The organism is Polaromonas jejuensis NBRC 106434 (genome assembly GCF_001598235.1).
Classification (GTDB): Bacteria; Pseudomonadota; Gammaproteobacteria; order Burkholderiales; family Burkholderiaceae_C; genus Polaromonas; species Polaromonas jejuensis.
Genome location: NZ_BCYO01000005.1, coordinates 159,690 through 186,416, shown reverse-complemented (window position 1 = coordinate 186,416; position 26,727 = coordinate 159,690). Strand labels below are relative to the sequence as shown.

General features: G+C 61.6%; 29 protein-coding genes and 1 pseudogene. 11 read left to right on the top strand and 19 right to left on the bottom strand.

What is annotated here, in order from left to right:
- Positions 1–32: 32 nt before the first annotated feature.
- From PJE01S_RS08505 to PJE01S_RS08460, 10 genes are all read right to left on the bottom strand, one after another.
- Positions 33–1,241, bottom strand: a complete 1,209-nt coding sequence (locus tag PJE01S_RS08505; RefSeq protein WP_068832755.1) for a glycosyltransferase family 4 protein — start codon at positions 1,239–1,241, stop codon at positions 33–35.
- The gene (locus PJE01S_RS08500) at positions 1,238–2,011 is read right to left on the bottom strand and encodes a polysaccharide deacetylase family protein (protein WP_068832753.1); all 774 of its coding nucleotides are present in this window, start codon (positions 2,009–2,011) and stop codon (positions 1,238–1,240) included. Before PJE01S_RS08500 ends, PJE01S_RS08505 begins: the two co-directional genes overlap by 4 nt.
- 4 nt (positions 2,012–2,015) lie before the next feature.
- Positions 2,016–3,515, bottom strand: a complete 1,500-nt coding sequence (gene rng, locus PJE01S_RS08495) for a ribonuclease G (protein ID WP_068832751.1) — start codon at positions 3,513–3,515, stop codon at positions 2,016–2,018.
- A 184-nt stretch (positions 3,516–3,699) separates the two neighbouring features.
- On the bottom strand, positions 3,700–4,302 hold the full coding sequence (locus PJE01S_RS08490; protein WP_068832749.1) for a Maf family protein: 603 nt from the start codon (positions 4,300–4,302) through the stop codon (positions 3,700–3,702).
- 48 nt (positions 4,303–4,350) lie between these two features.
- Positions 4,351–4,818, bottom strand: coding sequence for a 23S rRNA (pseudouridine(1915)-N(3))-methyltransferase RlmH (gene rlmH, locus PJE01S_RS08485; RefSeq protein ID WP_068832747.1), 468 nt, complete (start codon positions 4,816–4,818; stop codon positions 4,351–4,353).
- Positions 4,815–5,633, bottom strand: a complete 819-nt coding sequence (gene rsfS / locus PJE01S_RS08480; protein ID WP_068832745.1) for a ribosome silencing factor — start codon at positions 5,631–5,633, stop codon at positions 4,815–4,817. Before rsfS ends, rlmH begins: the two co-directional genes overlap by 4 nt.
- A gap of 28 nt (positions 5,634–5,661) precedes the next feature.
- Positions 5,662–6,294 carry a nicotinate (nicotinamide) nucleotide adenylyltransferase gene (gene nadD / locus PJE01S_RS08475; protein WP_068832742.1) on the bottom strand — a complete coding sequence of 211 codons (633 nt, stop codon included), beginning with the start codon at positions 6,292–6,294 and terminating at the stop codon, positions 5,662–5,664.
- On the bottom strand, positions 6,291–7,214 hold the full coding sequence (gene hemF / locus PJE01S_RS08470) for an oxygen-dependent coproporphyrinogen oxidase (protein WP_084389431.1): 924 nt from the start codon (positions 7,212–7,214) through the stop codon (positions 6,291–6,293). The genes nadD and hemF overlap by 4 nt, the downstream gene beginning before the upstream one ends.
- A gap of 70 nt (positions 7,215–7,284) precedes the next feature.
- Complete coding sequence (gene purD / locus PJE01S_RS08465) at positions 7,285–8,577, bottom strand: phosphoribosylamine--glycine ligase (RefSeq protein WP_068832738.1); 1,293 nt, start codon at positions 8,575–8,577, stop codon at positions 7,285–7,287.
- A 36-nt stretch (positions 8,578–8,613) separates the two neighbouring features.
- Positions 8,614–9,339: a YebC/PmpR family DNA-binding transcriptional regulator gene (locus tag PJE01S_RS08460; RefSeq protein ID WP_068832736.1), complete on the bottom strand. Its 726-nt coding sequence runs from the start codon at positions 9,337–9,339 to the stop codon at positions 8,614–8,616.
- Between the two features lie 91 nt (positions 9,340–9,430).
- On the opposite strand from PJE01S_RS08460, the gene PJE01S_RS08455 reads away from it, so the two are divergent.
- The 6 genes from PJE01S_RS08455 to PJE01S_RS08430 all read left to right on the top strand — a co-directional run bounded on the left by PJE01S_RS08455 (position 9,431) and on the right by PJE01S_RS08430 (position 16,688).
- Complete coding sequence (locus PJE01S_RS08455; RefSeq protein WP_068832734.1) at positions 9,431–10,948, top strand: helicase HerA-like domain-containing protein; 1,518 nt, start codon at positions 9,431–9,433, stop codon at positions 10,946–10,948.
- 114 nt (positions 10,949–11,062) lie between these two features.
- Positions 11,063–12,352 (top strand): GTP cyclohydrolase II, encoded by a 1,290-nt coding sequence (locus PJE01S_RS08450; RefSeq protein WP_068832942.1) that lies wholly within the window; start codon positions 11,063–11,065, stop codon positions 12,350–12,352.
- Positions 12,353–12,364: 12 nt separating this feature from the next.
- The gene (locus PJE01S_RS08445) at positions 12,365–13,660 is read left to right on the top strand and encodes a URC4/urg3 family protein (RefSeq protein ID WP_068832732.1); all 1,296 of its coding nucleotides are present in this window, start codon (positions 12,365–12,367) and stop codon (positions 13,658–13,660) included.
- Between the two features lie 26 nt (positions 13,661–13,686).
- A complete protein-coding gene (gene upp / locus PJE01S_RS08440; RefSeq protein ID WP_068832730.1) occupies positions 13,687–14,340 on the top strand; it encodes a uracil phosphoribosyltransferase in 654 nt (217 codons plus the stop codon).
- Positions 14,341–14,429: 89 nt separating this feature from the next.
- Entirely contained in the window at positions 14,430–15,395 is a 966-nt protein-coding gene (locus PJE01S_RS08435; RefSeq protein ID WP_068832728.1) for a 5'-methylthioadenosine/S-adenosylhomocysteine nucleosidase, read from the top strand.
- Positions 15,396–15,410: 15 nt separating this feature from the next.
- A complete protein-coding gene (locus tag PJE01S_RS08430) occupies positions 15,411–16,688 on the top strand; it encodes an amidohydrolase family protein (RefSeq protein WP_068832727.1) in 1,278 nt (425 codons plus the stop codon).
- On the opposite strand, the gene PJE01S_RS25650 is transcribed toward PJE01S_RS08430, so the two are convergent.
- From PJE01S_RS25650 to PJE01S_RS08415, 3 genes are read right to left on the bottom strand one after another with little or no spacing between them, the layout of a single operon-like run.
- Positions 16,675–16,854 carry a response regulator gene (locus PJE01S_RS25650; RefSeq protein WP_068832725.1) on the bottom strand — a complete coding sequence of 60 codons (180 nt, stop codon included), beginning with the start codon at positions 16,852–16,854 and terminating at the stop codon, positions 16,675–16,677. The genes PJE01S_RS08430 and PJE01S_RS25650 overlap by 14 nt on opposite strands.
- Before the next feature lie 25 nt (positions 16,855–16,879).
- Positions 16,880–17,116, bottom strand: a complete 237-nt coding sequence (locus PJE01S_RS08420) for a PepSY domain-containing protein (RefSeq protein ID WP_068832723.1) — start codon at positions 17,114–17,116, stop codon at positions 16,880–16,882.
- A complete protein-coding gene (locus PJE01S_RS08415; RefSeq protein WP_068832721.1) occupies positions 17,113–17,718 on the bottom strand; it encodes a glycine zipper 2TM domain-containing protein in 606 nt (201 codons plus the stop codon). The genes PJE01S_RS08420 and PJE01S_RS08415 overlap by 4 nt, the downstream gene beginning before the upstream one ends.
- A gap of 80 nt (positions 17,719–17,798) precedes the next feature.
- On the opposite strand from PJE01S_RS08415, the pseudogene PJE01S_RS08410 reads away from it, so the two are divergent.
- A pseudogene (locus PJE01S_RS08410) lies at positions 17,799–18,229 on the top strand (amidohydrolase family protein); the annotation flags it as partial.
- Positions 18,230–18,348: 119 nt separating this feature from the next.
- Here PJE01S_RS08410 and PJE01S_RS08405 read toward each other — a convergent pair.
- Positions 18,349–19,305, bottom strand: coding sequence for a DUF4435 domain-containing protein (locus PJE01S_RS08405; RefSeq protein WP_068832718.1), 957 nt, complete (start codon positions 19,303–19,305; stop codon positions 18,349–18,351).
- A gap of 17 nt (positions 19,306–19,322) precedes the next feature.
- Positions 19,323–20,852 (bottom strand): AAA family ATPase, encoded by a 1,530-nt coding sequence (locus PJE01S_RS08400; protein WP_068832716.1) that lies wholly within the window; start codon positions 20,850–20,852, stop codon positions 19,323–19,325.
- Positions 20,853–21,299: 447 nt separating this feature from the next.
- Between PJE01S_RS08400 and PJE01S_RS08395 the strand changes: the two genes are divergently transcribed.
- Entirely contained in the window at positions 21,300–22,106 is an 807-nt protein-coding gene (locus tag PJE01S_RS08395) for an NADPH:quinone reductase (protein ID WP_245660680.1), read from the top strand.
- Positions 22,107–22,198: 92 nt separating this feature from the next.
- Here PJE01S_RS08395 and PJE01S_RS08390 read toward each other — a convergent pair whose 3' ends face one another.
- From PJE01S_RS08390 to PJE01S_RS08380, 3 genes are all read right to left on the bottom strand, one after another.
- Positions 22,199–22,603 carry a cupin domain-containing protein gene (locus tag PJE01S_RS08390; RefSeq protein ID WP_068832714.1) on the bottom strand — a complete coding sequence of 135 codons (405 nt, stop codon included), beginning with the start codon at positions 22,601–22,603 and terminating at the stop codon, positions 22,199–22,201.
- A gap of 108 nt (positions 22,604–22,711) precedes the next feature.
- Positions 22,712–23,170, bottom strand: a complete 459-nt coding sequence (locus PJE01S_RS08385; protein ID WP_068832712.1) for a carboxymuconolactone decarboxylase family protein — start codon at positions 23,168–23,170, stop codon at positions 22,712–22,714.
- A gap of 114 nt (positions 23,171–23,284) precedes the next feature.
- Entirely contained in the window at positions 23,285–24,163 is an 879-nt protein-coding gene (locus tag PJE01S_RS08380; protein ID WP_068832711.1) for an RNA polymerase sigma-70 factor, read from the bottom strand.
- 194 nt (positions 24,164–24,357) lie between these two features.
- On the opposite strand from PJE01S_RS08380, the gene PJE01S_RS08375 reads away from it, so the two are divergent.
- From PJE01S_RS08375 to PJE01S_RS24405, 3 genes are all read left to right on the top strand, one after another.
- On the top strand, positions 24,358–24,831 hold the full coding sequence (locus PJE01S_RS08375; RefSeq protein WP_068832709.1) for an EVE domain-containing protein: 474 nt from the start codon (positions 24,358–24,360) through the stop codon (positions 24,829–24,831).
- Positions 24,832–24,942: 111 nt separating this feature from the next.
- Entirely contained in the window at positions 24,943–25,236 is a 294-nt protein-coding gene (locus PJE01S_RS08370) for a type II toxin-antitoxin system RelE/ParE family toxin (RefSeq protein ID WP_068832707.1), read from the top strand.
- A gap of 3 nt (positions 25,237–25,239) precedes the next feature.
- Positions 25,240–25,644, top strand: a complete 405-nt coding sequence (locus PJE01S_RS24405) for an addiction module antidote protein (RefSeq protein ID WP_084389429.1) — start codon at positions 25,240–25,242, stop codon at positions 25,642–25,644.
- On the opposite strand, the gene PJE01S_RS08365 is transcribed toward PJE01S_RS24405, so the two are convergent.
- The gene (locus PJE01S_RS08365; protein WP_068832940.1) at positions 25,606–26,547 is read right to left on the bottom strand and encodes a ketopantoate reductase family protein; all 942 of its coding nucleotides are present in this window, start codon (positions 26,545–26,547) and stop codon (positions 25,606–25,608) included. The two genes, PJE01S_RS24405 and PJE01S_RS08365, sit on opposite strands and share 39 nt — an antisense overlap.
- Between the last annotated feature and the right edge of the window lie 180 nt (positions 26,548–26,727).

The window sequence follows — 26,727 nt, the reverse complement described above, 5'->3', positions numbered from 1 at the left end:
TTGCGGACTCAAATTCATATTCTGGTGATGCTCTAGTTGGATCGGCGATCCTGTTGCGAGGATGCGTCTGCTATTTCGCAGTACATCGCCTCTTGCTGAGAGGCTATTGTGGCCCATGACCACTGCGATGCGAATTGGCGGGAGGCGGCGGATAGCTGGCGGTAAAAAGTTGGCTCCTGCAGGATTCTCGCCAAGTTGCCTGAAAGCTGTTCGGCGTCAGTGGGAGACGTGAGAATCAGCGCATTCTCGCCATCGGTCAGCAAGCCCGCAATGCCGCAGTAACGAGCATCGCTCACAACAACGGGCAGGCCATAGGCCATGGCTTCTAAAACGACCATCGCAAAGGTGTCCTCCAGCGTCGGGTGTGCCAGGACATCGGCAGCCTCATACAAAGGCGAAACGTCCTTCAGATGCCCCAGAAAATGGACACGGTCATCCACTTTCAGCGCCATGGCCTTCTGTTTGAATCTCTCTATGTAAGATGGATTGCCGACCACCACCAAGGCCACATCGGCTGGCAGCCCACTCAAAGCCTCCAGCAGTGTGCCCAAGCCCTTTTTTTGATAATCATTCCCAATAAAGGCGATGAAGCGCCCCTGTGTCGGCAGTCCCAAGCGACTTCGGGCGACCCGCTGGTCCAAGTCACGAGCGGGCAAGCTCACGCCTGGAGGAATGACAGCCAGCACGGAAGAAGAGACCGGATAGGTCCGGGCCAGCACTTCTTTGAGGGTTGGGGAAGTCGCGATCACGTGGCGCTGAGGACGCCGTGAAAATCGGGATCTTTCGATAGCGAGATAGGCGAGCAAACGCGGACTGCTCACCACCTTGACCCACCGCAACGCCCGGCGCCAGCCGCTGCGCCCATGAAACAGGTTGTACTTGACCGGCAGCACATGCACCGTCTGCACGTCACCGTGCCAGGTGTTTTCGTGCGAATGCACCACATCAAAGCCCCGGCGTGTCGCCCACCAGGTGGCGGTGGCAAACCACAGTTGATTGACCCAGCGGGGCTTGCGCAGAGGTGCTGAAACGCGGTGATAAGTCACGCCGGGCCAGTGGTGGTCTATTTCCTGCGCAAACACATGAATTTCATGCCTTGCAGCAAGCTGCTCCACCAGCGCTATGGAGTAGCGTTCTGCCCCGCCGCCCGTCGGCGAAAAAGTCCGGTTGAAAACTGCAATGCGGAGCTTTCTATGAGCGGGTGCAGCACTCTCACCCGAACCAGAAGAGATTGGGTTCATTTTTTTCGCCGGTCTTCGTAAGCGGTGGCTATCTTGAGCCAGAAAACCGGCAAGCTTGTGGAGCGAAGCACGGGAACTCGCGGAATCTGCAGCAGGTCGGTCTGTGCGTGGCAACGGCTGCGCTGGGTGGTGGTAGCCGTGACAAAGCCCAAGCCGGCAGCCATCGTCACATGCTTGGGCGCATAGTGCCCGTAAGGGTAGCAAAAATGACGAACGGGCTGACCGATGACGGATTCCAGCTCGGTTTTTCCCAGTGCCATTTCCTGCTGGCTGACGGTATGGTCGGATGCCAGCAGATTCACATGCTGACGCGTATGCGAACCAATCTCCTGCCCCCCCGACACCCATTGGCGAACCTCGGCCTCGGTCATCAAGGGTGTCTGCGCAATGCCCACCGCTTCATCCCACACATTGGTCTTGCCGAGCAAGCCGCTGACCGCATAGCAGGTGGACGAAAACCCATGCTTGACGAGAACCGGCAGGGCGTGGGTGAGGTTGTTTTGATAACCGTCGTCAAAGGTGATGCCGACGACCTTGCCGGTGCGTTCACCCCGCAGATAGGGCTCTAGATCCCCCATGGACAGGCCTTTGTAGCCCAGCAACTTGAGCCAGGCCATTTGCCGTGCAAAGGCTTTAGGCGCCACATACAGACTGCGAAAGGGACTGCCCTTGGGCGGCGCTTCTGCAATCTGGTGGTACACGAGTATGGGAATGGGCCCATGGTTGGCGGTGCGGGTCGTCGGCACGCCTGGAATTTCGCTGAAGGTCATAAAGTCATAACAGAACAATGTCGTACTGTTCCTGCGCCATGGCCGCTTCGGCCTGCAGGGAAATCGGCTTGCCGATAAAGTCGCTCAGGCTCGCCAGATGCTGGCTTTCCTCATCGAGAAAAAGCTCAATCACCTTGGGCGATGCAACCACCCTGAATTCACGGGGATTGAATTGCCGCGCCTCGCGCAAAATTTCGCGAAGAATATCATAGGTCACGCTTCGTGCCGTCTTGACCACGCCCTTGCCCATGCAGGCGCTGCAGGGCTCGCACAACTGGTGGGCCAGCGACTCGCGCGTCCGTTTGCGCGTCATTTCCAGCAAACCCAGCGCCGAAAATCCATTCACCGCGGTTTTGATGCGGTCCCGCGCCAGCTGCTTCTGAAACTCGGCAAGTACCGCATCGCGGTGGTTGTCCTTGAGCATGTCGATGAAATCGACAATCACAATGCCACCCAGGTTGCGCAGGCGCAGCTGCCGGGCAATGGCCTGGGCGGCTTCCAGGTTGGTTTTGAAGACGGTGTCATCGAAATTCCGGGCCCCGACAAACCCGCCCGTATTGACGTCGATGGTCGTCAAGGCTTCCGTCTGGTCGATGATCAGGTAACCGCCTGACTTGAGTTCCACCCGGCGGCCCAGCGCCTTGGCAATTTCTTCGTCAATGTTGAACAGGTCAAAAATGGGCCGTTCACCACCGTAAAGCTGAAGCTTTGGCACGGTCGCCGGCATGAACTCCAACGCAAAGGCTTTCAGTTTTTCAAACTGCTCGCGGGAGTCGATGCGGATGGTTTGCGTGCCCTCCACCACCAGGTCGCGCAACACCCGCTGCAGCAGGTTCAGGTCCTGGTGCAGCACAGACGCCGGCGGCAGGCGCAGCGAGGCGTCCTTGATGCGTGCCCAGGTTTTGCGCAGGTAGGCAATGTCTTCGGCCAGTTCGGCATCGCTGGCATCTTCCCCATTGGTGCGAAGGATAAACCCGCCGCCCAGGTCGCCAGTCAGTGCCTGTACCCGCTGGCGCAAGTCCTCGCGCTGCCGCGAGGGAATTTTTTGCGACACGCCGATATGGTTGTCCTGCGGCAAAAACACCAGCAGGCGGCCGGCAATGCTGATCTGCGCCGTCAGCCGGGCCCCCTTGGTGCCAATCGGGTCCTTGAGCACCTGCACCATCAGGGTCTGCCCCTCGAACAGCTGCTTTTCGATGGGCTGAAGCGATGCCATGGCCGGAGCCGCCAGGGAGCCGGCCACCTGCGCATCGGTTTCTGCATGGCGGCTGTTGATGCTGCTCATCAGGTCAGCCACATGCAGGAAAGCCGCCCTATCCAGGCCAATGTCGATGAAAGCCGATTGCATGCCCGGTAGCACCCGCGCGACCTTGCCCAGGTAGACGTTGCCCACCAGGCCACGCTCCAGCGTGCGCTCCACCAGCAACTCCTGCACCGCGCCGTGCTCGACCACGGCCACCCGGGTTTCCTGGGGCAACCAATTGATCAGGATATCTTGTTGCATTATTTGTTCCGAGGTAAGGCGCTAGTACTGCAAGCCGGAAGTAGCGAAACACCATGAAAGTGATGGATTCGTGCCCAGGGCAAGGCGCAGTCCGCAGCGAAGGCCATACGCCTTCGCAAGGATTGCAACGCCGCCATGGGTGCGAAGACGCGCTTTCATGTTTCGATATTTTCGGGTTGCAGTACTAAAGTTTGAAGCCGGCAGCCTGCAGCAGCAAGGCCGTTTCCCGTAGCGGGAGTCCCATGATGCCACTGTAACTGCCATTGATGCGGGTGATATGCATCGCCACCCTGCCCTGTATGGCGTAGGCCCCCGCTTTGCCCATGGGTTCGCCGGTGGCCGTGTACGCGCGGATTTGCGCCGCAGTCATGTCGTCAAAGCTCACACGAGACGCGCTGAGTGCCTCCAGACGCTGCCGGCCGCGCTGCACCGCCACCGCCGTCAGAACGCGGTGCGTTTCACCCGACAGTTCACGCAACATGCGCGCGGCATCCTTGGCGTCGTCCGGCTTTCCATAAATGGTGCGCCCCAGCGCCACGGTGGTGTCAGAGCACAGGACAGGCGCTGGTGGCAGTTGCCGGCGCTTCAGGCGGGCGACGGCCGCATCCAGCTTCAGCGCCGTTACCCGCTTGACGTAGGTGACGGGGGCCTCGTTTTTCAGGGCGATCTCCAGCGCTTCCGTATCTTCCGTCGCATCGGGTAGCAGTAATTCGTAGCGCACACCGAGTTGCTCCAGCAACTGCCGGCGCCGGGGGCTTTGCGAAGCCAGGTAAATGAAGTCGGCCATGAATGGTCAATAAGCGCAACGCACCGGGAGGCAAGCTGGACGCCAGCGCTACTCGCGGTGGTAAGGGTGGTTGATGGTGATGCTCCAGGCGCGGTAAAGCTGCTCAATGAGCAGCACACGCACCATGGCATGGGGCAAGGTCAGGTCGGAAAGGCGCAGCCGTTCGTGCGCCGCCTGCTTGAATCCGGGATCCAGCCCGTCCGGACCGCCAATCACGATCGCGACGTCGTCGCCCGACAGTTGCCAGCTCTTGAGCCGCTCGGCCAGGGCCACCGTGGTCACGGCCGTGCCGCGCTCATCCAGTGCCACGACACGGCAGCCCTTGCTGATGCTGCCCTCAATGCGTGTGCGCTCCGCGGCCAGCAGGTTTTCCAGCGTCTTGGAGGCACGCGGCTCCGTCTTGACGGCCTTGAGTTCGACCTTTAGCTCGGGAGGAAAGCGTTTGGCGTAATCGTCATAAGCCGTCTGTGCCCAGTCGGGGACCTTCTGCCCGACGGCGACGATTGTCAGCCTCATTTGCTCCGTGGGCTGGTTTTCTTGGCGGCGGGCTTTTTGGCTGCTGTTTTAGCGGCGGTTTTGGCAACCGCCTTCTTGGCCGCGACTTTTTTGGGCGCCGGCACCTTCACGATGGGGGTCTTGGTCGCTGGCCGCGCGGCTGATTTGGCGGGGGCCTTTTTGGCCGCCACTCTGGAAGTTTTGGCGGCGGGTTCGGCCGCCGTGGCCGTGGCATTTCGCTTGGCGGTCCAGTCGTTGGTTTTGCCCACGCGCCCCACATAGCTGGAGCCAGGGGCCTTGGCCGGTGCCTTCGCAGGCGCCTTTTCCGCCTTGGAGGAAGTCTTGCCCGCGGCTTTCACGCCGGACTTCGCGGCGACCTTGCGCTTGGCTGCCGGCTTGGCTTCCACCGCCACCTCAATTTTGCTGGAGACCTTGGGCAAGGGCGACGCCGCGCCCAGTTTGGTCTTGACCGGCTTTTCGCCCCAGAGCTCTTCCAGGTGGTAATACTGGCGAATCGTGGGCTGCATGATGTGCGCGACGGCAGCGCCACAGTCCACAATGATCCACTCACCGTTTTCCTCCCCTTCAATGCGAGGCTTGGCAAAGCCGGCTTCCCGCACCGCATCACGCACACTGGCAGCCAGCGCCTTGGTCTGGCGGTTGGAGGTTCCCGAGGCGACGATCACGCGCTCAAAGAGCGAAGTGATGTGCTCGGTGTCGAAGACCTGTATATCCTGCGCTTTGACGTCCTCCAGCCCATCAACGATGGCGCGCTGCAATTTCTGGACATCTTTCTTGTCGGCGGTGCTGGAGGTTTTGACAGTGGTGGAGGTCATGCAGTGCTTTGCTTCAATGAGGTGGAAATTAACGGGAACTGTACAGCTGATGGGCTGAAATATAACGTGCAACCGGTTCGGGGACCAACTGGGCGATACCCCCGGAAGTCGCGGCACCGGAGGCCGCCAGCTGGCGAATCTGGGTGGCACTGACAGGCATCAGGGGCAATTGGAGGGTGAAAAACCGGCCCCTGTCGCCAGCGTAAGCGTCAAATTGAGCTTCAGCCAGCGTGGATTGTGTGCGATCAGCTATACAAATTATAGCAATTTCAAGAATCTCCTGCCACCGGTGCCATTGCCGGAAGGCGGCGAACTGGTCCGCCCCAATGAAGAGGTAGAGCTGGGCCTGCGGATTTTCGGCCTGCAGGGCCAGCAAAGTGTCAATCGTGAAGGTCGGCCCGGGGCGCTGCAACTCGCGCTCATCGACCACCACGCGCGCCACATCCTCAAACGCCAGCCTGGCCATGGCCAGCCGGTGCTCGGGCGCGGTCAGCCCCCTCGCCTTGTGCCAGGCCTGCCCTGTGGGGATGATGTACAGCACGTCGAGGCCGAACTGCGCCAGCGCCGCTCTGGCCATCGCGACATGCGCGTTGTGCGGCGGGTCAAACGCACCGCCAAACACGCCGATGTGCTTTGCTCCTGGAGGCGCTGCTGCGTTCAAACCCAGTCCCGCCTGACAAGAAACTCTTTGTACAAACGCTCCTCAGGCGAGCCGGCCTCGACCGGGCGCTGGTAAGACCAGCTCGCCTGCGGCGGCATGGAAAGAAGAATCGACTCCGTGCGCCCGCCTGATTGCAAGCCAAAGTGCGTGCCGCGGTCCCACACCAGGTTGAACTCGACATAACGGCCGCGCCGGTAGAGCTGGAAATCGCGCTCGCGCTCGCCATAAGGGGTGTCCTTGCGGCGCGCCACAATGGGCAGGTAAGCCTGCAAAAACGAATCGCCGACGCTTTGCATCATGGCAAAACTCCGCTCCAGGCCGAGTTCCTGGAAGTCGTCAAAAAACACGCCGCCTATGCCGCGCGGCTCCTGGCGGTGCTTGAGGTAGAAATACTCGTCGCACCACTGCTTGAAGCGCGGGTATTTGTCGCTGCCAAACGGCGCCAGCGCGTCCTTGCAAACCTGGTGGAAATGCACGGCGTCCTCATCAAAGCCGTAATAAGGTGTCAGGTCCATGCCGCCGCCAAACCAGCAGACGGGCTCGCCCGCGGCCTTGGGGGGTGTTGCGGCCAGCATGCGCACATTCATGTGCACGGTTGGCACATAGGGGTTGCGCGGATGGAACACCAGCGAAACCCCCATGGCTTCAAACGGCGCGCCCGCGAGCTCCGGCCGGTGCTGGGTGGCCGAAGGGGGCAGCCTGGGGCCGCGCACATGCGAAAAGCCGCAGCCTGCGCGCTCAAACACCTCGCCCTGCTCCAGGATTTTGGTGATGCCATTGCCCTGCAGCGCCTCACCGGGCTCCTTTTGCCAGTGGTCCGCCAGAAATGGCTGGCCATCGATCTCAGCGATAGCGCTGGTGATGCGCTCCTGCAGGCCGAGTAGGAATATGCGGACGCTTGAAAGATCGGTCATGCTCATTGAACCTGGAAACGACAGATGACCCCGGCCGGCCGATGGCCCCGGACGAGCGGCTGAAAATCCATGCCCATCAGGACTTGACGGCCCGGTATCCAATGTCCTTGCGGTATTGCGCGCCCTCGAATCTGATGCCGCGGGCAAGGTCGTAGGCGCGCTGCTGGGCGGCCTTGACGGTGCCGCCCAGCGCCGTCACGCACAGCACCCGGCCGCCCGAGGTGACGGTGCTGCTGTCCTGCTTCTGGGTGCCGGCGTGGAACACCATGGCATCCTCGGCGGCCTGCGGCAAGCCCTGGATGACATCGCCCTTGCGCGGCTGCAGCGGGTAGCCGTGCGCGGCCATCACCACGCCCAGGGCCGGACGGCGGTCCCATTCGAGCTCGACCTGGTCCAGCGTGCCCGAGGTGGCCGCCATCATCACGTCATAGAGGTCGGTTTTGAGGCGCATCATGATGGGCTGGGTTTCCGGGTCGCCCATGCGGCAGTTGAACTCCAGCGTCTTGGGCTTGCCCTGCGCATCGATCATGAGGCCGGCGTACAAAAAGCCGGTGAACGGAATGCCGTCTTTTTCCATGCCTTTGATGGTGGGCAGGATGATTTCACGCATGGCCCGCCCATGGACTTCGGGCGTGACCACCGGCGCCGGCGAATACGCGCCCATGCCGCCCGTGTTCGGCCCCTGGTCGCCATCGAGCAGGCGCTTGTGGTCCTGGCTGGTAGCCATGGCCGCCACGTTCTTGCCGTCACACATGACGATGAAACTGGCTTCCTCGCCCTGCAGGAATTCCTCGATGACGACGCGCGCGCCGCCTTCGTTGTGCGTCACGCCCAGGGGGTTGAAGTCGGGGTTGGGCGCCAGCATGAACTCGATCGCCTCATGCGCCTCGTGCAAGGTCATGGCCACCACCACGCCCTTGCCGGCCGCCAGGCCATCGGCCTTGACGACGATGGGCGCACCCTTTTCGTCGACATAGGCGTGCGCCGCCACCGCATCGGTGAAGGTTTCGTATTCCGCCGTCGGGATATGGTGGCGCTTCATGAAGGCCTTGGAAAAGGCCTTGGAGCTTTCCAGCTGCGCCGCCGCCTTGGTCGGGCCAAACACCCGCAGGCCGTGGGCGCGGAATTCATCCACAATGCCGGCCGCCAGCGGCTGCTCCGGGCCGACCACCGTCAGCGCTATCTTTTCTGTAGCTGCCCAGGCCCGCAGCGCCTTGACATCGGTGATGTTGATGTTCTCAAGCCGCGCATCCAGCGCGGTACCGCCGTTGCCGGGCGCCACGTAAACCGCTTGCACCTTGGGCGATTGGGCCAGCTTCCAGGCCAAGGCATGCTCACGGCCGCCGCCGCCGACCACTAAAACTTTCATTCTGCAACTTTCATTGTTTGACTTGAGGGAGGCTGATTACTCAGGCAGCGAGGCGTTGTGAAAGACTTCCTGCGTATCGTCCAGGTCTTCCAGCACATCCAGCAGCCTTTGCATCTTCTGGGCGTCTTCGCCCGTCAGCTCGATCATGTTGTCGGCGCGCATGGTGACCTCGGCCACCTCGGCCTTCAGCCCGGCGGCTTCCAGCGCTTTTTTGACGGTTTCAAACTGGGTATAGGGCGTCAGCACCTCAATGGCGCCGTCGTCATGGGTGATTACATCGTCGGCGCCGGCCTCCAGCGCCGCTTCCATGACCTTGTCTTCACTGGTGCCCGGCGCAAAAATCAGCTGGCCGCAGTGCTTGAACTGAAAAGCCACCGAGCCTTCGGTTCCCATGTGGCCGCCATGCTTGGCAAACGCATGACGAACCTCCGCCACGGTGCGCACCTTGTTGTCGGTCATGCAGTCGACCAGGATGGCCGCCCCGCCAAAGCCGTAGCCTTCGTAGCGGATTTCCTCGTAGTGAACGCCTTCCAGGCTGCCGGTGGCTTTGGCAATACCGTACTTGACGTTTTCGGCAGGCATGTTGGCGGCCTTGGCCTTGTCCACGGCCAGGCGCAAACGCGGGTTGGTGCCCAGGTCACCGCCGCCCATGCGGGCTGCCACCATGATCTCGCGCATCACACGGGTCCAGACGCGCTGGCGTTTTTCGTCCTGGCGACCCTTGCGGTGTTGAATATTCGCCCATTTGCTATGACCAGCCACGGAAAATCCTTTTGTAATTGATTTAATCTACTCCCTCTATTTTACTTTTCACCCGCTTCCCCTGCGGGGTTTCCTCAGGAATACACAAACTATGGCCGATCCGCTACTGATTGCCAAGAATACCGACACCCTCTGTGAACTGCTGCCGGCGCTGGCCAACCGCCACGGCCTGATCACGGGCGCGACCGGTACCGGCAAGACAGTGACCCTGCAAACCCTGGCCGAAAGCTTCTCGAAAATCGGCGTTCCGGTCTTCATGGCCGACGTCAAGGGCGACCTGACGGGCATCAGCCAGGCCGGCAGCCTGGGCGACAAAATGGCCGCCATCCTGAAGGAGCGCGGCATTGACGCCCCAGAATCGCTGGCCTGCCCGGCCACGCTGTGGGATGTTTTTGACGAGCAGGGCCACCCGGTGCGCGCCACCGTCTCCGACATGGGGCCGCTGCTGCTGGGCCGCATGCTCAACCTCAATGAAACCCAGGCTGGCGTGCTCAACCTGGTGTTCAAGATCGCCGACGACAACGGCCTGCTGCTGCTGGACCTGAAAGACCTGCGCGCCATGCTGCAGTATGTGGGCGACAACGCCGGCGAGTTCACCACGAAGTACGGCAACGTCAGCGCCGCCAGCGTGGGCGCCATCCAGCGCGGACTGCTGCAGATCGACAGCCAGGGCGGCGAAAAGTTCTTCGGCGAGCCCATGCTCAACATCAGCGACTTCATGCAAACCGACAGCAACGGCCATGGCATCGTGAACATCCTGGCGGCCGACAGGCTGATGAATTCGCCGCGCCTGTACGCGACCTTTCTGCTGTGGATGCTGTCCGAGCTGTTCGAGCAGCTGCCCGAGATCGGCGACCCCGACCAGCCCAAGCTGGTGTTTTTCTTTGATGAAGCCCATTTGCTGTTCAACGAGGCGCCCAAGGTGCTGATCGAGCGCATCGAGCTGGTGGTGCGCCTGGTGCGCTCCAAGGGCGTCGGCGTTTATTTTGTGACGCAAAACCCGCTGGACATCCCCGATTCGGTGCTGGCGCAACTGGGCAACCGGGTGCAGCACGCCCTGCGCGCCTACACGCCGCGCGACCAGAAGGCGGTCAAGGCGACGGCCCAGACCATGCGGCAAAAGCCCGGACTGGACATTGAAACCGCCATCACCGAGCTGGCCGTGGGCGAGGCGCTGGTGAGCTTTCTCGACGCCAAGGGCCGGCCCAATGTCACCGAGCGCGTCTATGTGCTGCCGCCCGGCAGCCAGATCGGCCCGATCACGCCCGAGCAACGCCAGTCGCTGCTGCAGAACTCGCTGGTGGCCGGTGTGTACGAAAAAGACGTGGATCGGGAATCGGCTTACGAAAAGCTTCAGGGGCGCGCAGAGGCAGCGGCGACCGAAGTGGCCAAAGCGCCCAATGGCGGTGCGGCGGGTGAAGCCCCATCGGGCGGCATTCTGGGCGGCTTGAACGATGTGCTGTTTGGCAGCACCGGCCCGCGCGGCGGCAAGCATGAAGGCCTGGCCCAACGCATGGCCAGGTCCGCCGTGCGCACCATGGGCTCGGCCGTGGGACGCGAGATCATCCGCGGGGTGCTGGGCAGCTTGTTTGGCGGTAAACGGCGCTAAAGCCGCCAGGCGCCCTGCGCGGCACCGCCTGTCGCAAATTAACGACCGTGAGGAAGCGACGGCCTTGTCAAGCACTGGATGCATCGCTACATTGGATTTTTTGAAGGATCCGAAATGCCCGCTGAAGTTGCCGCCAAGTCTTCCGGTCCTGTCCCCCACTCGTCGCTGGCTTCCCAGCACATTCGACTGACCTCCCATGCCAGCGGCCATGGCGCGCTGCCCATCCACTGGGGCGCGGCCACCGCTGCCGAGCGCGGGCCCGTTGTCGGCACCACCACCAAACGCAGCCACCGCAACGTCATCGGCACGCACAGCGGCTCCTACAGCGTCTACCGCGCGCTGGCCATCGCCTCGGGCGCGTTGTCGCCCAGGCACAAGGCCGACCTCACCAACACCTCGCCCACCGACCTGATCGGCCCTTACCCGCAGTGGAGCGAGCCCGGCCGCATCGTTTCATTGGACCCCTGGGGCGCCGCGGTGGCCGACGTGTTTTCGTCCGAGCTGGCCGCCGGCTACGACATCCGCCCGACGATCGCCGTGACCAAGGCCCATGTGATCCTGCCGGAAGTCATTGAAGCGCTGCAGTCCGGGCGCCTGAAGGCTGATGGCAAATACCTCACGGCCGGCGGCGGCGCCCTGGTCACCAAGGCCGCCATCGAGCCCGTCTGGTACCTGCCCGAGGTGGCCAGGCGCTTTGGCTGCAGCGAAACCGATTTGCGCCGCGTGCTGTTCGAGGAAACTGGCGGCATGTACCCCGAGCTCGTCACCCGCAGCGACCTGGAGGTGTTTTTGCCGCCCATCGGCGGGCAGACGATTTACATCTTCGGCAACCCGCAGGACCTGGCCAACCCGGCGGTCGAACTGACGGCCCGGGTGCATGACGAATGCAACGGCTCGGACGTGTTCGGCTCGGACATCTGCACCTGCCGCCCTTACCTCACCCACGCCATCGAGGAATGCATCCAGGGCGCGCAGCGCGGCGGGGTGGGCCTGGTGGCCTACTCGCGCAAGGAAGGCCGGGCGCTGGGCGAAGTCACCAAATTCCTGGTCTACAACGCCCGCAAGCGCCAGGTGGGCGGCGACACCGCCGACCAGTACTTTGCCCGCACTGAATGCGTGGCGGGCGTGCAAGACATGCGTTTTCAGGAGCTCATGCCCGATGTGCTGAGCTGGCTGGGCGTGCGCAAGATTCACCGCCTGGTGTCCATGAGCAACATGAAGTTCGATGCCATCATCAAGGCCGGCATCGAGATCGGTGAGCGCGTGAATATTCCGGACTCGCTGATCCCCGAAGATGCGCGCGTGGAAATGGACGCCAAAATGGCCGCGGGCTATTTCACGCCGGGGCCGGTGCCCGACGCCGCAGAACTCAAAAAGGCCAAGGGACGGGAACTTGATGCCTGAGCCCCTGATTTCATGGACGCATCCGCTATGAAAAATATAGCTGATAACGCCCAATTGATGTCGGCTGCGGCCGAACTACGTTCTACAGAAACGATACGGACGCGGGCCCGGGCCCTGCTCGAACGGGCACGCCGCGGCGAGTCGGCCTGGTTCACGGTCAACGACGGGGCGCTGGACACCGCCGCCGTGCTGGTGGCCGAACTGACCCGCACCCGCTACCCGGACCTGAAGATTCCGTACCACAGCCGTTGGCGGCACTTTGAAGCCGGCGGCGTGGACCGGGTTGGCCAGCTGAACCGGGCACTGAAACAGGCATTGCCGGCTGACAGGGCCCGCACCCATATCGACCTGGCCCTTGTCAGCGTGCTGCTCGATGCCGGGGCCGGCCCCGACTGGCGCTACCTGGAGGCTGCGCAGGACCAGCACCCCGAGCACGAGTACAAGCGCTCGGAGGGCCTGGGCGTGGCCAGCTTTCACGCCTTCATGGCCGGCCTGTTTTCCGGCGATGCCGCGCAGCCGCTGCAGGCCGACGCCAGGGGCCTGCAGGCGGTGACGGCCGAGCGCCTGGGCCGGGCCTTCCAGGTCACGGCCGGCAACCCGCTGGTCGGCCTGGAAGGGCGCGCAGCCCTGCTGCGCCGCCTCGGCCAGGCGCTGCAGGACCAGCCTGAACTGTTTGGCCGGGCGGGCCGGCCCGGCTGTCTGTTTGACGTGCTCACGCGCGGCGCCGGGTCCACGGCCACCATCCGGGCGCACGATGTGCTGTCGGTGCTGCTGACCGGCCTGGCGCCCATCTGGCCCGCGCAGAATGCCATCGGAAACATCGCGCTCGGTGATTGCTGGCGGCACGCTGCCGCTTGCGGTGAAGGCGCCGGCAGCAGCGCAACCCAGCCCAGCGATGGCTGGATGCCCTTTCACAAGCTGTCGCAGTGGCTCACCTACTCACTGCTGGAACCCTTTGAATGGGCGGGCATCCGTGTCGAAGGGCTGGACGCCCTGACCGGGCTGCCCGAGTACCGCAACGGCGGCCTGTTCCTGGACGCCGGCGTGCTGCAACTGAAGGACGCGTCGCAGGCAGAGCGCCTGCACGACGCGAGTGATGAGCTGGTCGTGGAGTGGCGGGCTTTGACCGTCGCGCTGCTCGACGAACTCGCGCCGCTGGTTCGCGAGCAGTTAGGATTGACGGCTGCGCAAATGCCGCTGGCCTGCGTCCTCGAAGGCGGGACCTGGGCCGCGGGACGCGTATTGGCACAGCAATTGCACGGAGGCAAACCGCCTCTGAACATCCAAAGCGACGGCACCGTATTTTGAGAACCCAAGAAGAGGCACACCAGCACATGACCACCCCCACTGTCCAGGCTAACGACAAAGTCCACCTGATCGACCACCCGCTGGTCCAGCACAAGCTCACGCTGATGCGCCGCAAGGACGCATCCACCAACACCTTTCGCACGCTGCTCAATGAGCTGAGCATGCTGATGGCCTACGAAGTCACCCGCGACATGCCGATGCAGGAGATCGAGATCGAAACACCGCTGGAGAAAACGACCTCCAGGATGATCGACGGCAAGAAACTGGTGTTCGTCTCCATCCTGCGCGCCGGCAACGGCATCCTCGAAGGCATGCTCAGCGTGGTGCCGGGCGCGCGCGTGGGCCACGTCGGGCTGTACCGGGACCCGAAGACGCTGACCGCGGTAGAGTATTACTTCAAGATGCCGCACGACATGCAGGAGCGCGACATCGTCATCGTCGACCCAATGCTGGCCACCGGCAATTCAGCCATCGCGGCCGTGGAGCGGCTCAAGGAACTGAATCCGAAATCCATCAAGTTCGTCTGCCTGCTGACCTGCCCCGAAGGCATTGCCGCCCTGCACAACGCGCACCCCGATGTGCCCATCTACACCGCAGCCATCGACCGCCAGCTCAACGAACATGGCTATATCCTGCCGGGCCTGGGCGACGCGGGCGACCGCATCTTCGGAACGAAGTAGGCCTGCAGCCCTTTAGATATGGGTGCTTCAAGCTCCTTTATTGATAGCAAAAGCCCCGTTGACCTTCGCGCCACCTTGCATCAGCCCCTATGCATTGCGCCACTGCCCCACGACAACTTGGCCGTTTTCTGGTTTCTTGCTTCACGGCCGGGCTGCTGGCCCTGACGCTGGGCGGTTGCGCAGCGCTGACGCCCATCGCCGGCACCCCGGTACGGCTGGATGACACCTCGCGCATCGCCGTGCTGTCGGCCTTTGAGCCTGAACTGGTGCTGTTGTCAAAACGACTGCAAACGCCGGTCAAACACAGCCTCAACGGTGTCGAGTTCACCACCGGCACACTCGAAGGCAAACCGGTCGTCCTGTTCCTGTCGGGCATCAGCATGACCAACGCGGCCATGAACACCCAGCTGGTGCTTGACCGCTTCAATATTCAGAGCATTGTGTTCAGCGGCATTGCCGGCGGCGTCAACCCCGAGCTGCACATCGGCGACGTCACGGTGCCTGCGCAATGGGGCCAATACCTTGAAGTACTGATGGCACGCGAAACCGGGCCCGGCCGGTTCAAGGTGCCGCCCCGCATGGAAGCGCAGCTGTTCCCGCCCTTCGGCATGCTGCATCCACGCCAGGTCGAGACGCGCACAGCGGCCAACCCGACACCCGTGCGCAAGTTCTGGTTCGAGGCTGACCCCAAAATGCTGGAGGTGGCACGCGGCCTGCGCAACGTCGACCTGGGCAGTTGCAACGCCGGCCAATGCCTGACGCGCAAACCGCAGCTCATGGTCGGCGGCAATGGCGTTTCAGGCCAGGCCTTTGTTGACAACGCGGGCTTCCGCGAATACGCCTTCAAGACTTTTCAGGCCAATGTGCTTGACATGGAAACCGCCGCCGTCGGCATGGTGGCCTACAGTAACAGCGTGCCGTTTATTGCCTTTCGCTCACTCAGCGACCTGGCGGGCGGCGGCGAGGGCGAAAACGAAATGGTCACCTTCATGGGCATTGCGGCAGACAACTCCGCCAAGGTGTTGCTGGCGTTTCTGGCCGCCTGGAAACCCTGAGGCAACAGCACTTTCATGCTCGACCTGCTCATCACCAACGCCGCCCTGCCCGACGGCAGAACGAACATGTCAGTCGCGGTGCAGGGTGGCCGCATCACCGCTATCGAGCCCGGCCTGAGCGCTCCCGCCCATGAAACAGTGGACGCCGGCGGTTACCTGCTGAGCCCGCCTTTTGTGGACCCACACTTCCACATGGACGCCACCCTCAGCTACGGCCTGCCGCGCGTGAACGAAAGCGGCACGCTGCTGGAAGGCATCGCCCTGTGGGGCGAACTCAAGCCGCTGCTCACGGCCGAGGCGCTGATAGCGCGCGCCCTCACCTACTGCGACTGGGCCGTGGCCAAGGGCCTGCTGGCCATCCGCAGCCACGTGGACACCAGCGACCCCAGCCTGCTGGCCGTGGACGCGCTGCTGGAGGTCAAAAAACAGGTCGCGCCCTACATCGACCTGCAACTGGTGGCTTTTCCGCAAGACGGCGTGCTGCGCACCCAGGGCGGCGTCGACAACCTCAAGCGCGCGCTCGACAAGGGTGTGGACGTGGTCGGCGGCATACCGCACTTCGAACGCACTGCTGAACAAGGCGCCGCCAGCGTGAAGCTGCTGTGCGAAATAGCCGCCGAGCGCAGCCTGCTGGTCGACATGCATTGCGACGAAACCGACGACCCGCTCTCGCGCCACATCGAAACGCTGGCGTTTGAAGCCCAGCGCCTAGGCCTGCAGGGCCGCGTCAACGGCTCACATTGCACATCGATGCACAGCATGGACAACTACTACGTCAGCAAGCTGCTGCCGCTGATCGCCGAGAGCGGCGTCAGCGTGATCGCCAACCCCCTGATCAACATCACATTACAAGGCCGCCACGACACCTACCCCAAACGCCGCGGCATGACCCGCGTGCCGGAGCTGATGGCAGCCGGTGTCAACGTCGCCTTCGGCCACGACTGCGTGATGGACCCCTGGTACGGCCTGGGCAGCGGCGACATGCTGGAGGTGGCGCACATGGGCCTGCATGTGGCGCAGATGACCAGCCAGAAAGGCATTCGCCAATGCTTTGACGCGGTGACGACCAATGCGGCGGCGGTGATGCACCTGCAGGGCTATGGGCTGGAGGTGGGCTGCGATGCGAGCTTTGTGCTGCTGCAGGCGCGGGACACCATCGAAGCGATTCGGCTCAGAGCGAATCGGCTGAAGGTGTGGAAGCAAGGAAAGCTGCTGGCGGAGACTGCGGAGGTGATGGCAAGCTTGAACGTCGCCAACCGCCCCACCAAGACCGCCTTCTTCAAGGTAAATTAAGAATTCTGACTTTCACCTTGAAGCGCATGCCTCTCAAGGCACCGGCAACACGATGTCCACCCTCTTCGCCGTCCTTGGCGTGGTCGACCCGGTAGCGATCTGCCTCCATCTGGCGGGCCAGTGTGAGCCGCAGCGCGGCATCGTGCTCGATCAGAAACAAGCGCATGGGCTAAAGCTGCCGCAGGCTGGCCCTAGCGGACCTGGCCGGTGGCGACGTCCACCTGGATCACGTGAACCTCACCTGCCGGCGTGACCACCTTGACGCGCCATACCGGCCGGCCCGAAGACTCGGACTTTTCGACTGAGAGCACGCGGCCGCCACCGGCCCGCTGGGCCACCGCAGCCGCGTCGTCGCGACTCAGGTCGGCCCAGGCCAGGTTGGACGCCACGAGCAAGGTTGCGCAGAGCAGTTTGGCAAATGCGTTCATCGGTTGTAAGCACCGTAGTACTCGCGATCGCCACGGTCATCGCGCCTGCCTTGGTATTCGCGTGCGCCCTGGAACTCGCGCCCAGCCGGCTCCACCGGTGCCACCGAGACGCGCACGGGCAAGGTGCGGCCCGGGTTCTCGCGGGTCACCGTGCTGTAGACCTGACCGCGGTACTCGTACTCGACCTGGTAGCCGGTGAGACGGGTCTGCACGTCGTTGACGGTGCGGCAACTCTGCACCTGACGCTGCTGCGGCGCTGCCTGCTCGTAGCCGCCCCAGCCGTTCTGGTTGGCAAAGTGCTCGCCGGCCAGCGCGCCGACCACGGCACCGACCGCGGTGGCGGCTTCGCGGCCGTGGCCATTGCCGACCTGGTTGCCTAGCAGGGCGCCGGCCACACCGCCAAGCGCCAGCCCGCCGTAATTGCGCGAAGCCGCCACGGGTTGCGGCTCGATCACCCACTGGCTGGTGCACTCGTTGCGCGGCACGGAGATGTTCTCGTACTGTGGGTTGACATTGCGCACGCGGGCAGTGTCGTTGAAGGACTGGGCCTGGACGCCCGCTGCCAGCAGCGCGGTCAGGCAAAGAATGGCAGAACGTTTCATGAAGAGGCTCCTTGGTTGATGTGGAGCAGAGCTTACGAAGAGGTAGGTGAACGCAAGCTGAACGAAATCGATAAAAAGTTCGCCACGACACTGACCCCAAGCGCCGCGGCATGACCCGCGTACCCGAGCTGATGGCCGCAGGCGTCAACGTCGCCTTCGGCCACGACTGCGTGATGGACCCCTGGTACGGCCTGGGCAGCGGCGACATGCTGGAGGTGGCGTACATGGGCCTGCATGTGGCGCAGATGACAAGCCAGAAAGGCATTCGCCAATGCTTTGACGCAGTAACGACGAATGCGGCAAAGAGTGATGCGCCTCAAAGGCTATGGGCTGGAGGTGGGGTGCGATGCGAGCTTTGTGCTTCTGCAGGCGCGGGATTCGGTTGAGGGCGAATCGGTTGAAGGTGTGGAGGAAAGGGAAAACTGCTGGCAGAACGGGCGAGGTGTTGGCGAGATTGCGCATGCAGGAACGTCCAGAGGCTGTGCGGTTTGTACCCAATCGCGGTTACTAGTGAGTTCTGTCACTACTGCAACTGAAGCTTTACTGCTTCAGTTGCCCTAAACGCCAACACCTGCGGCTCCGCTACGGCCTGGAATGGCACTTGCTGGCTAGCTCTTTCATGACTGGACCTTAGCCATCGGCCGGTAGAGGGGGGTTCTCGAGCGTCCCAAGCAACGCATCAACAAATTGTTGGAAGGGTTGCGGAGCTATCGACTTGCTCGCGATGGTGTCCAAAGGGAGACGCCCATTTGCGCCGCGTGATGGCAATCCAGCAAATAAAACTGGCGCCGGACAACCTCGATCCTCTGCCAACACCTCAAGTAATCGACCAAAAAACGCTAGTGCAAATTTGCCTCGGTACTGCGACCGGGGTTCAAGTTCGGCGAACGCCTCCGCAAACTTCGTAAGCTCTTCTTCGGTCGGTTCTCGTTCAAGCGCAATCACAACCGTCATCTGCTCGTCGCTTGCTGTCACGTCATCAATGGCCACCTTCGCCAGGGCGTTGATCCGGTTCGGCCATGGCTTCACATTCTTGATCCCCGCTTTCTTAGCCACAAAAATCCTCTGATTGAGTGGCTTAGTAACATCAAGAAACCTCTCGTACAGCGCGAGAGATTTCGCAGAAACAGCTGCACGGACTGCAGGCTCTCCGTCACAGTGCAATTCGACCTTTAAAAGGTCATCAAGCACCTTCTTGTTCACCAAATGGTTTTCCACTGAATAGGTATCAGTAACATAAATATCCGCATCCGGTGCTTGGCCCCGCAGACCATCAAAGTCATGATCCACGAAAAAGAAGACCCTTTCTTTAAGGTTCGTCAAATCTCTTTGTAGAAGCTCACGGAAGGCAAGAACCTTGCCCTTCCCATTGCAAACGATTACTTCGTATGTGAGGAGCGGAGCGACCTGCTTGAACCAATGGTAGTAAACCGTCTTGTCTTCCTGGCCCTCAAATGCGAATACGAGGACATCTGCTGCATGAGCGCGAATTGCCGCTAGCCTGGTCTTCAACACGGCCGGCGCGTCGCGCTTCTCCCTCAGCCGCTCCACCATGTTGTCTACCGTCACCTGCTTAGGCTGCTCCACCTTTGTCCCCTGTCTACTTATTGCTTGATGCTGGTTTCTTGGTCGTCCACCGTCAACCGCAATGACGTAGCGAACACATCCAGTTCGTTGTCAAAGATGAAGGGGGAGTGGGTGATTGCAATCACTTGACGGCACAAGCTGGCATTCACGATGTCAGGCAAAATCTTTTGCTGCCAATCAATCGAAAGTGAGAGCTCTGGCTCATCTATCAGAACGAGCTTGTCTTTGGGATAAAGGTAGAGGCGGGCGAACAGCGAAACCATTTGCTTTTCACCCGAAGACAGGGCGTCCAGTGGAATCTCGATGGACCTCGGGCCTTTTCTCCAAACTGAGACTTCGAGACTGGACCGATCGAGCCTGAGCTCTTTTTCGTCAACCTGGGATATTCCATATTGATCCGCAGTGGGATCACCCGCAGAGAGGTACCGGTTGCAGTTCTTGATGAAGCTCTCTACAACTCGTTCCGTTTCTCTTGTCTTTTGGATAACACTATTCAACTTACCCAGGAAGTACGTCAAGAATTTCTCGGAGTTTTTTGGGATATTGCCGCTATAGATGCGGTCGATGTCTGGAGTGTTGAATGCACCACCATAGTACCCGTAGTACCCAATAGTCCGACGACCAGATTTCATCCGCTCGAAGAAGATATCCAATTCTTGGCGACTTGGACGCTGCTCCAAACTTGGCACCTGCTCTTCAAACTGACCACTAATCAGATCATCAATGATGTTCGCACTGATCTCACCATATTTCTGATTCGACTCAATGATGATTTCCTGATTGAGTTGCTTCAACCGCGCGGAAATGTCTGCCAGCCCAAACTGAATATCGCCAGCATGCAGACCGCGCCGGTTCAAGCCAAGCCGCGCGTGAATACTGAGTGGCTCACGGTCATAAACCGATCTCGATTCATCTGTTTGCGGCAATGAGAGTTCGATCCGCCTGTAGGTCGGCAAATAGACGACTTCGATATCTCGTAGCGCAGTCGCGATTGTCTGTCGCAGCTCAGTTACCGGCGACCACGCTGCGCTGGTAGCCTGCATAAGGTTATTGAATAGACTGAGCGTCGCCTCGTAGGTGTACGACTGGTGTTGATACACCTTTCTGAACACAGGGTGGCGATTAAGGCCCCCCCGAGTCCACTGGATGACCGGAAATTCCCAAAGCACGAAGAACAAAACGTCCTCGGGATCAAGCTCGTGTTGTTTCGCAACCCGTACTACGTCAGGCGTCTCGGATGCCGTTTTGAGAAATTGCTCAAGGTCGGCCTTCTCCAAGACAAGCATTCGTGGAACGTTTCTGAGCCTGCACTCAATCCTGCGGAAGGTCAGGGAAGTCAAACGCCCAAACTGGCCTCGCAGAAAGGCGTCTAGAGCTCCAAGCATTGTGGTCTTACCCGCCCCGTTGCGCGCAATCAAGACTGTGGCGGCGTACTCAGACTCCAAACTTATAGACCGATAGTCAAATAAGCCTTCAATGGCGAAATGCTGGACTAGCGACTCCCTCCCCCCAGCGGCACTTACTTCTTTTTTCTGGATCTCTTCCATGATGGCTCCTATCTCGGCATTATCGTATGCCACTTGGGCTCGATTTATTGCGCGCGCAATTTAGCAAGGTTGGTCGAAATCGACGGGTTCGGGATATCAGCCTTTTGGCCGTCCGGAACCTAGCCTTGACTTCCTTTCGGACAGCACGCATATTCGGACTCCGTTGTTGGAAAGCAGAAAACCCCAAAAACTTCAAACTTGGGGCAGCCGGCGCGAGTCGCAACTGGTCACTTTGGTCAGGAAGACAACAAGTTAGGACGAGGTCATCATGCGTTCTGCCTGGTATTCAAAAAACGGTGCGGCCCGTGAGGTCCTGGTGGTTGGCGAACTGCCAATGCCGATGCCCGCGCCGGGAGAAGTTCGCGTCAAACTGGCGACGTCGGGAGTCAACCCCTCGGATGTCAAGTTAAGTCAAGGCTGGGCCGGGCGCTGGGCACGGAGCGCATCGTGCCGCACAGCGACGGCGCCGGCGTTATTGACATGGTTGGCGATGGCGTGCCCTCCAGTCGTATTGGCGAACGGGTCTGGATCTGGAATGGGCAATGGCAGCGACCGATGGGCACCGCCGCTGAATATATCGCGCTGCCCGAGGCGCAGGCCGTGAGGCTGCCGGTCACGACGGATTTTGCGGCCGCCGCCTGTCTCGGTATCCCGGCGATGACCGCCTGTCAAGCGATCCACCTGCTGGGCGACATCTCCGGAAAAACCGTATTGGTGATCGGCGCGTCGTCCGCGGTCGGTCACTATGCTGCGCAGCTGGCAGTCATTGGCGGTGCGGAGGTGATTGGCACCGTCGGGTCGGCAGAGAAAGCAAGGCATGCGCTGGGTGCCGGCGTCAAAACGACGATCAACTACAAGACCGAGCCTGTCGCGCAGCGGGTGAAGGAGCTCACAGCCGGCCGCGGGGTGGACGCCATCGTCGATATGGATTTCTCGTCCACCATACAGTTGCTGCCCGATGGCGCGCTCGCGCCTCATGGCACGCTCGTTGGCTATGGCTCGAATGCGTATGGCGACACGCCCGTTCCGTTTCGCACTTTGCTGTTCAGCTCGATCAGCTTGCGATTCTTTCTGGTCTATGACCTCGCCCCGGTCGACCGGCAGATGGCGATCAAAAACCTGACCGACCTGCTGGCCAATGGGCGGCTCTCGCACACGGTAGGCGCCCGCTTTGCACTAGACGATATTGCTGGCGCTCACGAAGCCGTTGAAAGCGGGAAGGTGGTGGGCAACGTTGTCCTGGATTTGCCTTGATCGCCAAGGGGTCATGGTTTGGTGACCAATAATCCAGCCCCCTAACCGCTGTTTTCAGCCGAGCTTACCGGCCCTGCCCAACTCACTTCATTTCACTTCACGAGTTCCAGGACTTCACCCTTCTTCTTTTTGATCAGCACCACAAGAAACTTGGCGGGCTGGCTGGTGCTGGCGTTGCGGCCAACGGTGTGAATGTCGTTGGGGCCTTCATAAAAAGTCTGCCCCGGTGTCAGCGTGACTTCTTTTCCGCCCTTGACCTGCATCACGATGGAACCTTCGAGCACGTAGATAAAACCGTGTGCGCGGTGGCGATGCACCGGGTCGGCAGCGCCGGGGGCGTAGTCCACGGTGATGACCAGGCCTTCCTTGCCGGGCAGATCGGAAAGGTCTTTTGACATGAGCGGCGTGACGCTGACGCCGTCGAAGCCGCTGGCCAAGGCTGGCTGGGCGAGCAAAGCCCCTGCTGCCAGAAACAGGGGAATGCAGATTTTTTTCATGGATTGACTCTTCAAGCTGGTTGGCGAAACCGGGCCCACGCGCATGCACGTGAACCCGCTCCCGACGCGGTGAATTTCAGATGCCGGATACGGCTTAAGGGACTCCGGTCACTCCAGCGGCTTGCCAGACGGCGGTTGCCGCATGCCCACCGCCATGCGGTTCCAGGCGTTGATCTGCGCGACCGCCCAGGTGAGTTCGACAATTTCCTGCTCGCTGAACTGGCCCTGCAGCGCCGTGAAGGCGGTGTCGTGGTCGCCGTGCTCGCCGGCCAGCCGGGTCAGTGCTTCGGCCCAGGCCAGTGCGGCGCGTTCGCGCTCGCTGTAAAAGCCGACTTCGCGCCAGGTCGAGAGGCTGTTAATGCGTTGCCAGGTTTCGCCGTGCTTGCGCAAGTCACGGGCATGCATGTCGATGCAAAAGGCGCAGCCGTTGATTTGCGACACACGGGTCTGCACCAGTTCGATGAGGGGCGTGCCAAGCGTGGATTGGCTGGTGATGGCGCCGACGGCAGCCATTGCCTGGTAGGCCTTGGGTGCGAGTTGGGTCCAGGGGAGTCGGGCTTCTGTCATGGTGTTTCCTTCAGGTTGAGTGCCTCGACATGAGGTGCACATACCCTGAAGACGTGTGACACCGCCGGTTTGTGACAGCGGCCCGTCGATTTCCCAAAACAGACTGCGAGCGGACTACCGATTCAGGCTTGCTGCCAGTGCTGCCAGCTTGTCCGGGTTGCGCTGCGCGTGGATGCGCACGATGCGCTCGCCGTCGGTCTCGAAGGACTGGGCCGACTCCAGCACACCGTCGATAAAACGCAGCAAGCCCCATGCTCCGTTGATCATGGCCAGCTCAACCTGCAGCCCGCTGCCGCAACGCAGCGCGGTGGCGAGGTAGAGCTGCGCGATGCGCTGGCCGCCTTCGAGTGGCTTGCCAAAACTCGGCACCTTGCCGCCGCCATCGCCTATCAGCTCGGCGTCATCTGCCAGCATGGACTTCAGCGCGGCAAAGTCCCCGCGCATCGAGGCCTCGGCAAAGCTGCGCAGCAAGCGCAGGTGTGTCTCGCGGGGCACCACGTAGCGCGGGCGCTCTTCGCGCAACTGGATTTTGGCGCGGTGTACCAGCTGGCGGCAGGCAGCTTCGGTCTTGCCGAGGGTGTGCGCCACCTCGTCATAGTCCGCATCAAACACCTCACGCATCAGGTAAGCCGCGCGAGCCTCGGGCGCCAGGCGCTCCAGCAGGCTTAAAAAGGCGACCGACACGTCGTCCGCCCGCTCCAGCACCTGTTCGGGCGTGACAGGCGAGTCAGACAACAGGGGCTCGGGCAGCCAGGTGCCGATGTAATGCTCGCGCTGCACCTTGGCGGCACGCAGGCGGTCAATTGAAATGCGCGTGGTCACGGCCACCAGCCAGGCCTCGGCACTGTCAAGCGCCGAGGGCGCCGCCTCGTGCCAGCGCAACCAGGCGTCCTGCACCACCTCTTCGGCTTCGGCGGTAGAGCCGAGCATTCGGTAGGCTATGCCCTTGAGGCGGGGGCGAAGGCGGTTGAAGGTAGTGCTGGTGTCATTCATAAGCCCTTAGACGTTTGAACGCTGCGGTTTGTGACATGGCGCGCATTGCTTATCCACATTCCTGCAATTTTCTTCCATTTGTGCCCCTTTCCCCCATGCGCTGACCGTCGCCCGCAACGGCCCATCCGATTAAACTGCCTTCCGCACCCGAACTCCCGGCACGAACAAACTCACTTTCCATCCTGAGGAAAATCATGACGAAATACTGGCTCATGAAATCCGAGCCCGAGGAATGCTCGGTCGACGACGCGCTCGCAGCCAAGAACTCGACGGTGCCCTGGGTCGGTGTGCGCAACTACCAGGCGCGCAACTTCATGCGCGATGCGATGCGGGTGGGCGATGGCGTGCTGTTCTACCACTCCAGCTGTGCCGAACCCGGCATCGTCGGCATTGCACAGGTGGCGTCCACGCCCTACCCTGACCCTACCCAGTTCGACCCGAGGTCGCCTTACTACGACGCCAAATCAAAACCAGACGAGCCGCGCTGGCTGCTGGTGGACGTGCAGGTACTGCGCAAGACCCGCAACCTGACCCTGCCCGAGCTGCGCGCCAATGACGCCCTTGCCGACCTGGTGGTGCTGCGCAAGGGCAACCGCTTGTCCATCACGCCGGTCGAGCCGCAGCACTGGCGGGCCATCTCAAAACTGCTTGGCAACCCGGAGCGTTGAAGCGAACAGCGGTTGCCCCTGCGTTTGAGGGTGCGCGAAGACCGCCCGCAACTCGTATCCATTCGGATACAATGACTATCAATGAACGCCAACCAAAGCCAGTGAGCGACAGTGAACACCATCCTTGAGGGATCCGAGTTTTCCGAATGGCTGCGAGGGCTTTCGGACCCTATAGGCAAGGTAAAGATCCTGGCGCGGATTACGGCGGCCCGGTCGGGCAATTTCGGAGACTGCGAACCGGTGGGGGAAGGCTTGAGCGAAATGCGCATCCACTATGGGCCCGGCTATCGGGTCTATTTCAAGCGCATTGGCTCGGTGATCTATGTGTTGTTGTGTGGTGGAAATAAATCCACCCAAAAAGCCGATATCAAGCGAGCCAAGGCCCTCGCAAAAGAATTGGAGTGACTTATGCGTAATGACAACCCTCTGGGGCTGAAACCTTTTGATGAGGCGGAGTACCTCACAGATGAAAAGGCCATTGCCGAGTATCTGAATGCTGCGGCCGAAATGGGCGATCCAGCCGTACTGCTGGATGCCTTTGCGGTAGTTGGGCGAGCAAGAGGGATGGCAGAGCTCGCCAGGAAAGCCGGACTTGGTCGGGAAAGCCTTTACAAGGCATTGGCTCCGGGTGCTCACCCAAGGTATGACACCATTTTCAGGGTGGCGCAAGCGCTAGGCGTCAATTTCCACTTTGCCGCGCCAGAGGACGTACGGACGCCAAGGAAGAAGGTATCAGCACCGGCAAAAACACTCAGGCGAACAGCCGCAAAAAAACTACGCCGCAGTCACGGCGCGATGAGCAGCACCCTGTAGCCAAACACTAGCTGGCCTTGACTCCATCAACTTCACCAGCGCCCACAACACCCGGTTCGCCGGCGTCGCAATCCCCAGCGCCTCGCCGCGCTTCACGACCAGGCCATTGAGGTAGTCGATCTCGCTGCGCTTGCCGCGCGCCAGGTCTTGCGCGGTCGATGAATACTGGTTGGGCATGCTGTCGGCGAGCTTGTCCACGGCCGCCACCGCGTCGCCGGGTACCTGCACGCCCTCGGCCTTGGCCACGGCCAGGCACTCGGCCACCACGTCGCGCATCACGTCTTTCACGCCAACGCCCTGCACCGTCTTGCCATAGGGCAGCTGGGCGATGGCCGAGACGGCGTTGTAGGCGCAGTTGAGTATCAGCTTGGCCCACAGCGCGCCGCGCACGTTGCCGGAGACCTCGGTGGGCACGCCGGCGGCGATCAGCGCTTGCGCCACGGCCTCGCTGGTGCTGGAAGGCTCGATCACCAGTTCGCCGCGGCCGTGGTGCTTGACGTGGCCGGGGCCGGCCATTTCGGTGGCCACGTACACCACGGCGGCGGCCACCGCGGTTTCGGGGAGCACCGCGCGCAGGCGGTCGGCGTTGTCCACGCCGTTTTGCAGGCACAACACCAGGGCATCGGCCGGCAGGTGCGGCCGGATTTGGGCGCCGGCCGATTCGGTGTCGGTGGATTTGACGCAGAAGAGGACGAGCTGGGCCCCCTGCACCGCGCTGGGCTCGCTGCTGGCAGCCAGGCGCACATGTTCGTCGAAGCTGCGCGTTTCCATGCGCAGGCCATCGCGTGCTATGGCCTCCACGTGCTGGGGCCGCGCGATCAACACCACCTCGTGCCCGGCGCGCGCCAGCATGCCGCCGTAATAGCAGCCCACAGCGCCTGCGCCCATGACGGCGACCTTGATGCTTTTGTCGTTGGGCGGGAGGGAACTCATGCGAGGCTTTCAGGTGTGCAAAGAGGGGGAAACATGATAGCCCTTCGCGGCAAGGCGGCTTGCTGCAGCCGCCAGCGATGTGGCGCTGATATTTGGATAAAATAGGCCGCCAGCCCATGCGAGGCGAGCGCAAGAAGCTATCAATTTGAT

Coding starts and splice junctions, on each gene's coding strand:
- PJE01S_RS08505 (WP_068832755.1), bottom strand. CDS start 1,241: ATGAACCCAATCTCTTCTGGTTCGGGTGAGAGTGCTGCACCCGCTCAT.
- PJE01S_RS08500 (WP_068832753.1), bottom strand. CDS start 2,011: ATGACCTTCAGCGAAATTCCAGGCGTGCCGACGACCCGCACCGCCAAC.
- rng (WP_068832751.1), bottom strand. CDS start 3,515: ATGCAACAAGATATCCTGATCAATTGGTTGCCCCAGGAAACCCGGGTG.
- PJE01S_RS08490 (WP_068832749.1), bottom strand. CDS start 4,302: ATGGCCGACTTCATTTACCTGGCTTCGCAAAGCCCCCGGCGCCGGCAG.
- rlmH (WP_068832747.1), bottom strand. CDS start 4,818: ATGAGGCTGACAATCGTCGCCGTCGGGCAGAAGGTCCCCGACTGGGCA.
- rsfS (WP_068832745.1), bottom strand. CDS start 5,633: ATGACCTCCACCACTGTCAAAACCTCCAGCACCGCCGACAAGAAAGAT.
- hemF (WP_084389431.1), bottom strand. CDS start 7,214: ATGAGCATGACCGATCTTTCAAGCGTCCGCATATTCCTACTCGGCCTG.
- purD (WP_068832738.1), bottom strand. CDS start 8,577: ATGAAAGTTTTAGTGGTCGGCGGCGGCGGCCGTGAGCATGCCTTGGCC.
- PJE01S_RS08455 (WP_068832734.1), top strand. CDS start 9,431: ATGGCCGATCCGCTACTGATTGCCAAGAATACCGACACCCTCTGTGAA.
- PJE01S_RS08450 (WP_068832942.1), top strand. CDS start 11,063: ATGCCCGCTGAAGTTGCCGCCAAGTCTTCCGGTCCTGTCCCCCACTCG.
- PJE01S_RS08445 (WP_068832732.1), top strand. CDS start 12,365: ATGGACGCATCCGCTATGAAAAATATAGCTGATAACGCCCAATTGATG.
- upp (WP_068832730.1), top strand. CDS start 13,687: ATGACCACCCCCACTGTCCAGGCTAACGACAAAGTCCACCTGATCGAC.
- PJE01S_RS08435 (WP_068832728.1), top strand. CDS start 14,430: ATGCATTGCGCCACTGCCCCACGACAACTTGGCCGTTTTCTGGTTTCT.
- PJE01S_RS08430 (WP_068832727.1), top strand. CDS start 15,411: ATGCTCGACCTGCTCATCACCAACGCCGCCCTGCCCGACGGCAGAACG.
- PJE01S_RS25650 (WP_068832725.1), bottom strand. CDS start 16,854: ATGCGCTTGTTTCTGATCGAGCACGATGCCGCGCTGCGGCTCACACTG.
- PJE01S_RS08420 (WP_068832723.1), bottom strand. CDS start 17,116: ATGAACGCATTTGCCAAACTGCTCTGCGCAACCTTGCTCGTGGCGTCC.
- PJE01S_RS08415 (WP_068832721.1), bottom strand. CDS start 17,718: ATGAAACGTTCTGCCATTCTTTGCCTGACCGCGCTGCTGGCAGCGGGC.
- PJE01S_RS08400 (WP_068832716.1), bottom strand. CDS start 20,852: ATGGAAGAGATCCAGAAAAAAGAAGTAAGTGCCGCTGGGGGGAGGGAG.
- PJE01S_RS08390 (WP_068832714.1), bottom strand. CDS start 22,603: ATGAAAAAAATCTGCATTCCCCTGTTTCTGGCAGCAGGGGCTTTGCTC.
- PJE01S_RS08385 (WP_068832712.1), bottom strand. CDS start 23,170: ATGACAGAAGCCCGACTCCCCTGGACCCAACTCGCACCCAAGGCCTAC.
- PJE01S_RS08380 (WP_068832711.1), bottom strand. CDS start 24,163: ATGAATGACACCAGCACTACCTTCAACCGCCTTCGCCCCCGCCTCAAG.
- PJE01S_RS08375 (WP_068832709.1), top strand. CDS start 24,358: ATGACGAAATACTGGCTCATGAAATCCGAGCCCGAGGAATGCTCGGTC.
- PJE01S_RS24405 (WP_084389429.1), top strand. CDS start 25,240: ATGCGTAATGACAACCCTCTGGGGCTGAAACCTTTTGATGAGGCGGAG.